Raw genomic sequence first — 5,139 nt, 5'->3', positions numbered from 1 at the left:
CATCATCAATTCGCTGTTCATCGTCGGCCTGAAGTTACTTATAGGCCGCGAGGACACGCGGCTGGTGCGCGCTCAGCCCAAGAGCCGGGCGGCGGCGCGGCTGGCAGGGCCGCGCGAAGCGCGCCGCGAAGCGGCGGTGGGGGAGCCGATTTTCGAAGAAAATTGGGGGTACCGCCGGCCTTGTACAACCGCGCCGCCGCCCGTCATGCTTGGCCTTGCCGAGACGAGCCCCACCCTCCCGGCCTGACCCGGCGCCGCGTATCTAGCGGTCACCGATCGGGTCCGGTTTGCGCAGCAGGAAGAGCGATTTCGCTGAGGACGCGGCGACATCCGCTTTCTTGCCGCGACGCCGCGCTTGGACGGTTTCGGACCCCTGATCCGGCTGTGCCGCCATGGACATCGGCGCCCCACCGTCCGACACCCTGCGCGACAGAAAGATGGGATCGGTCGCCGCCGCGGCGATCGGCTGCGCTTCGGTGTTTCGCACCATAGCGATGTTCGGCGCGGGAGCTACACCGGTGACCTTGGTGACATAATCGCGCGTCTCGCGCGGCAGCGGACGGCCCCGCGCGAGATACTCGCCATAGCGCCCCGGTCCGGCATTATAGGCAGCGAACAGGCCGGGATATCCGAAGCGATCATACATTTCGCGCAGGTATGCGGTGCCCGCGACGATATTGTCGCGCGGGTCGTGCGGGTCGGGGCCAAGCCGGTACCGCGCGCGCAGGTTCGCCCATGTTCGGGGCATGACCTGCATCAGTCCCATCGCCCCGGCGTGGCTGGTTATCGGTCTGCCGCCGAGGTGGGTACGACCGCCGCTTTCGGCGGCGATGACGCGCAGCACCCAGGCTTCCGGAAGTCCAAACCGCGCTGCCGCCTCGCGCACATGGATACGCCAGCCGGCGCCCTCGCGCGCAAGGCAAGGCCCGATGCCAAGCGTCAGTGAGAGCGCGAACATGGCTGCGGCGCGGCTCAGCGCGCCCACAGCAGATGCGCCTTTCCGAGAATATCGTGCCCGCGCGTCGCGCCGAAATAACGCCCGTCGAACGACGCCTCTTCGCCGGCCATCAGCAGGAAGGCATCATCCTTGGCGAGCCCTAGACAGCCCTCCCACCACGGCAATACACGTCCCCGGGCGTCGCGCGCGCGCCGGGTGACGGCGGCCACGCCGTTGATCGACACCGCGGCTCCGCGCGCACAAATGACATCGCCGCGCGCCGCGACGACGCGCTTCACCAGCGGCACATTGGCGGGAAGATAATGACGGCGCGCGGCGAGCGCGCGCCACGGCGCCGGGGTCCGCGCGATCACCATATCGCCCGGCGCCAGAGACACGCCGGGGTTCACGACATAGAGCCCGATCGGCGCGCTGGCGCTCGCGTTCCATACGAGACGCGGAACCGGCGGCGCCACGATCGCCGCGCCAAGCGCCGCAATCCCGAGGGCTCCGACCGCAAGGCGCCGGCGAAGCCGCTCGCGCCGGATGCGCGCCGAGCGGATGGCATTCCCCCACGCGATGAGGGGCAGATCGGGGCGGTCAGCCATCGACCTTCTCCCTATTCTCCCGCTTGCGGTCGGGGTCCGTTACAACCGGCGATTGCAAACGCGACCAGAGAATGAGGTCGTCGACGAGATAGCGGATATATCGGCTGTGGTAGCGGTAGCACGGCCCGGTGCCTGCCTTGCGCATCGCTTTCATTCGCCAGACCGAGATGCCGAGATAGGCGGCGGCCTGTTCAGTATTGAGGTGCGGACTGCCGCGCATCAAGCGACGCGCCCGCGCGATTTCATCGTCGTCATCGGACATTTTCTCGTGCTCCTTCGTCTGCGAAGCGGGCAGCGTCGGCACCCCTTCGACTTCCTGGCATCGACCTGGAGATTGCACTCGCCGCCCCAGATGCAGAGGCTCGAAAACGAGAGGGTCAAAAATCGAGCCCCCCGCGCACGCGGCGCGGGGGGCTCGGACGACCCGGTTCAGTCGGCGGGATTCCAGATGACGGCGTGGGTGTCTTCGTCGTTCTGGCCCGCAGCGCGGCCAAGGTTCGCATAGAGGCGGCGCGGCCCGAATTCGGGGGCGGCGAGGCTAAGCGATACATAGGTCTTGCCCGACACTTCGCCGGTCCGGACCCAGCCCGCGCCGATCTCCACTCCGTCGCTATAGACCCGGAAATCGGGCTGGGCGTCGCCCGCCTTGTTCCGGTTCGGTATGATCTCGATGCTCGCACGGATCGAAAGCGTCTTCAGTTGGCCCACGAATCCCTTTTCGATGGTGCCGTTCACAAAGCCGATAGCTGCCATTGCTCGTCTCCTTCATCGCTGCCGGAGACCATCCCCGGAGCGTGAGCAGAGGCAGGACGGGCGCTGCGCAAGCGGCGCGCACCCGCAGGGCCGCAGCGTCAGCGAAGGACGGACGGCACCGCGCTTTTTTGGCCGCGCCTGGGCGGCGGCGCGAGGAGCCCGCGGCACGCGGGCGGGGAAAAAAGCGCGGGCGCCGCCCGTTGCGCGTCGGTTGGCGCCCGGCCAGATCGCTCACCCGGCTCCGGATGGCCGCCGGCGATGACCGGAACGACACAGCGCCAAGCGAAATTTGCTGAACGCTTCATCGAAACGGGCATGGCCAGCGGCGCGCGAACGCGGCAAGAGACACCCTGGCAAGACCGGATTCGCGGGGGCACCAGGCGCGTTGACGGAACATGCGGATGGCGCCCTATCGCGCACTGAACAGGGAACCGACAATGGACGGAAAAGCCGAGCTTGTGATTGTCGTCGACCACCCCGATTTTGCGATGATGGCGGCGCGCAGCGCAGGGATCTGGATCGGCCTCGCGCTCGACGACACTGCGCTGGCTGCCATCCGCCGCGACGGCCTCGATCCCGCCACGCTGCGGCTGACCGGGCTGCACCCGTTCGAATATGCGCCTGCCGATGACGGCGGCGTGCGCGTCACCGCCCATGCCAACGACAATGAGAGCGCCGAAGCGCTGCTCGACCTGTTTCGCGTCCATTTCCTGCGCCGCCTGCTCGCCTGACCTGGCCGCGTTCTGTCCCGCTATCGCGCCGCTGGTTTTTTCGTCCAGCGAGACACCGCTCGGTCGCGTGGGCCTGATTTCGCCTTTCTCTCGCGCATGGGACCAGTAAGCTGGCGCATCTGGCGCTCGCGCCATAACACCCCGCTTCGCAATTGGGGCGCCCGAGCGAAGGCATGAGGACGCCGCCTGGCAATGCTCGGCAGGATATCGGCGATGTCGGGATCCTTGCCCTTGTGCGCATATTGGTCTTGGCAATCGACAGCTTGTCGAGATCGATAAAATCGAGTTTCATAATCGTTGCTCCAAAGTGAGCGCCGGTCCCGCTTTGAGTGAATGCGGCGATACCGGCTGATTGACGGCGAAACGCGCCGCCGCCTCAGCTGCCCTTGCCGCCGTCGTGCCTCGCGGCATCAAGCGGCGGGTCGGGCAGAAGCTGGTCGAGTTTGCGGCGCAGCAGCGCCTTTTCAGCGAGCCGGATCGCGCCGAGACGCCGCGCCGCCTCGGCCCACACCGAAAGCGGCGCGAGGCCGTCGAAATGCGCGTCGCGCTCGATGCGAAGGCCAAAAGGAAGCCGCACGGCGGCGATTTCGGCGAGCGAAAAACAACCCAGTTCGGGGCATCCGAAACCAAGATCGGCCAGCCCGAACAAGGTGTCGCCGTCGCTGTCGATCTCGGTCGCGAGCCATGTCGCTGCGCCGACCGGATTGAACAGCTTGACCACCGGCCACGGGTCGAAACTTTCCTCGCGGGCCGCATGAACGCGGCTCGTCAGCCCGTTGGAGCGGAGCGCGAAGCCGAGATCGTGGGGGATCAGCCTCATGCCCTCGCCTCCCTCACCTGCGCCGCGCCGTCGCAATCGACGTCGCCGTCGTGTTCGCCGTCGACGTCGCGGGCCGCGTCGGTCGCGCGCTGCGCGCACGTCGCGGCGGTTACGGTTGCCGCCGCCGCGCCCCGCGCGGCGTTCGGCGCAAAACCGAGCAGATAGTCGGCGGCCTTGCTGGCGTGGCTGGCCGCTTTGAAGATGGCGCGCGTGTCGGCGCGCATGATGCCGAGCCACGCGCCGATATAGTCGGCGTGGCGCACCGTCGGCTGGATCGCCAGCGCGGCACAGAGAAAAGCGCTCGCAAGTTCGGCACATAATTCCTCGCGGCCATAGGCGGCGCTTGCAAAACCGCCCCTCTGGTCGCGGGCGAGCCGCGAGGGATGGCCGGTCCAGTGGCCAAGTTCGTGCAGGACAGTGCGGTAATAGTCGATCTGGGCGCGAAAGGCCTGTTGCGGCGGCAGCGCGACATAGTCGCCGCCGGGGTGGTAATAGGCCTCATTGCCGCCGATGCGGATATCGGCGCCGGTCGCAGCGATCAGCGCCTCGGCGTGGGGAATGATCTCGCGCGGCGGCATCGGCGCAGCAGCGCGGGTGCAGCGGTCGGGCAAGCCTTCGCACTGCGCGACGTTGAACACGGTAAAGCGTTTGAGGAACGGCACCGCGCTGCCAGCCCCTGCCTCGCTAGCGCCTGCCCCGCCCGCTGCCGCGCCGCCGCCGCGCGCACTCGATCCGCCGCCTTCGCCCGGCCCCCTGCTGCCATCGCCAGCGCCCGTCGCACCGCCATGCGGGGTAAAGCGCGCCGCGTAAAAGATCGTCGTGCCCGTCTCGCCCTTGCGCACCGCGCCGCCCGCAGCGAGCGCCTGCCGGAAGGTCAGCCATTCCTGCGGCGCAAAACCGCGCCGCGCCGCCTCGGCCCACAGAATGAGAATATTGATCCCCGAATAGCTGCGGTGGGTGTCGGCATTTTTCGGCAATCCCGGCGCAAAGCCAGCCGCGTCCCATGGCTGCACCCATGGAATCCGGCCCGCTTCGAGCTCTTCGACGATGCGGCCCGTCACCGCGTCATAAAGCGAGGCCTTCGCGGGCGCCCGCCGGTGCGCCGCCGCCTCGACTGGCGGTCCCTGATCCCGTGCGTTCGCCGCCCGCCCCGCTGTCCGGGGCCGGCCGCGGCGGGTTTGATCAGGAGGAGACGCCCCAATGTTTACCAACCCTTACCCCTCGCTTGAGGCCGCACCGCTGGAGCGCGCGCGGGCCACCGGCCCCGCCGCCGCGGCCCCCCGGGGGCCC

At 68.3% G+C, this 5,139-nt stretch carries 8 protein-coding genes; 2 read left to right on the top strand and 6 right to left on the bottom strand.

Annotation, left to right across the window (positions count from 1 at the left end; genetic code table 11):
- Positions 1–247: hypothetical protein (locus K0M74_RS06035; RefSeq protein ID WP_293969149.1), on the top strand; the 247-nt coding region annotated here is incomplete at its 5' end.
- Positions 248–262: 15 nt separating this feature from the next.
- Here K0M74_RS06035 and K0M74_RS06030 read toward each other — a convergent pair.
- From K0M74_RS06030 to K0M74_RS06015, 4 genes are all read right to left on the bottom strand, one after another.
- Positions 263–958, bottom strand: a complete 696-nt coding sequence (locus tag K0M74_RS06030) for a lytic transglycosylase domain-containing protein (RefSeq protein WP_293969152.1) — start codon at positions 956–958, stop codon at positions 263–265.
- Positions 959–972: 14 nt separating this feature from the next.
- Positions 973–1,545: a S26 family signal peptidase gene (locus K0M74_RS06025; RefSeq protein WP_293969146.1), complete on the bottom strand. Its 573-nt coding sequence runs from the start codon at positions 1,543–1,545 to the stop codon at positions 973–975.
- Positions 1,538–1,807 (bottom strand): DNA-binding protein, encoded by a 270-nt coding sequence (locus K0M74_RS06020; protein WP_293969142.1) that lies wholly within the window; start codon positions 1,805–1,807, stop codon positions 1,538–1,540. Before K0M74_RS06020 ends, K0M74_RS06025 begins: the two co-directional genes overlap by 8 nt.
- 167 nt (positions 1,808–1,974) lie before the next feature.
- On the bottom strand, positions 1,975–2,298 hold the full coding sequence (locus K0M74_RS06015; RefSeq protein ID WP_293969140.1) for a DUF736 family protein: 324 nt from the start codon (positions 2,296–2,298) through the stop codon (positions 1,975–1,977).
- A gap of 437 nt (positions 2,299–2,735) precedes the next feature.
- Here K0M74_RS06015 and K0M74_RS06010 point away from each other — a divergent pair, with 437 nt between their 5' ends.
- Positions 2,736–3,029 carry a hypothetical protein gene (locus tag K0M74_RS06010; protein ID WP_293969137.1) on the top strand — a complete coding sequence of 98 codons (294 nt, stop codon included), beginning with the start codon at positions 2,736–2,738 and terminating at the stop codon, positions 3,027–3,029.
- Positions 3,030–3,405: 376 nt separating this feature from the next.
- On the opposite strand, the gene K0M74_RS06005 is transcribed toward K0M74_RS06010, so the two are convergent.
- Together K0M74_RS06005 and K0M74_RS06000 are read right to left on the bottom strand one after the other, a co-directional pair.
- Complete coding sequence (locus K0M74_RS06005) at positions 3,406–3,849, bottom strand: DUF2958 domain-containing protein (protein WP_293969134.1); 444 nt, start codon at positions 3,847–3,849, stop codon at positions 3,406–3,408.
- Positions 3,846–5,051 carry a zincin-like metallopeptidase domain-containing protein gene (locus K0M74_RS06000; protein ID WP_366932637.1) on the bottom strand — a complete coding sequence of 402 codons (1,206 nt, stop codon included), beginning with the start codon at positions 5,049–5,051 and terminating at the stop codon, positions 3,846–3,848. The genes K0M74_RS06005 and K0M74_RS06000 overlap by 4 nt, the downstream gene beginning before the upstream one ends.
- Between the last annotated feature and the right edge of the window lie 88 nt (positions 5,052–5,139).

Source organism: Sphingopyxis sp., from assembly GCF_019459305.1.
Classification (GTDB): domain Bacteria; phylum Pseudomonadota; class Alphaproteobacteria; order Sphingomonadales; family Sphingomonadaceae; genus Sphingopyxis.
This window is presented reverse-complemented; position numbering and strand designations above follow the sequence as displayed.

What these genes read in the sequence shown, in the direction of transcription:
- K0M74_RS06020 (WP_293969142.1), bottom strand. Translation starts at nt 1,807, where the DNA reads ATGTCCGATGACGACGATGAAATCGCGCGGGCGCGTCGCTTGATGCGC.
- K0M74_RS06025 (WP_293969146.1), bottom strand. Translation starts at nt 1,545, where the DNA reads ATGGCTGACCGCCCCGATCTGCCCCTCATCGCGTGGGGGAATGCCATC.
- K0M74_RS06010 (WP_293969137.1), top strand. Translation starts at nt 2,736, where the DNA reads ATGGACGGAAAAGCCGAGCTTGTGATTGTCGTCGACCACCCCGATTTT.
- K0M74_RS06030 (WP_293969152.1), bottom strand. Translation starts at nt 958, where the DNA reads ATGTTCGCGCTCTCACTGACGCTTGGCATCGGGCCTTGCCTTGCGCGC.
- K0M74_RS06005 (WP_293969134.1), bottom strand. Translation starts at nt 3,849, where the DNA reads ATGAGGCTGATCCCCCACGATCTCGGCTTCGCGCTCCGCTCCAACGGG.
- K0M74_RS06015 (WP_293969140.1), bottom strand. Translation starts at nt 2,298, where the DNA reads ATGGCAGCTATCGGCTTTGTGAACGGCACCATCGAAAAGGGATTCGTG.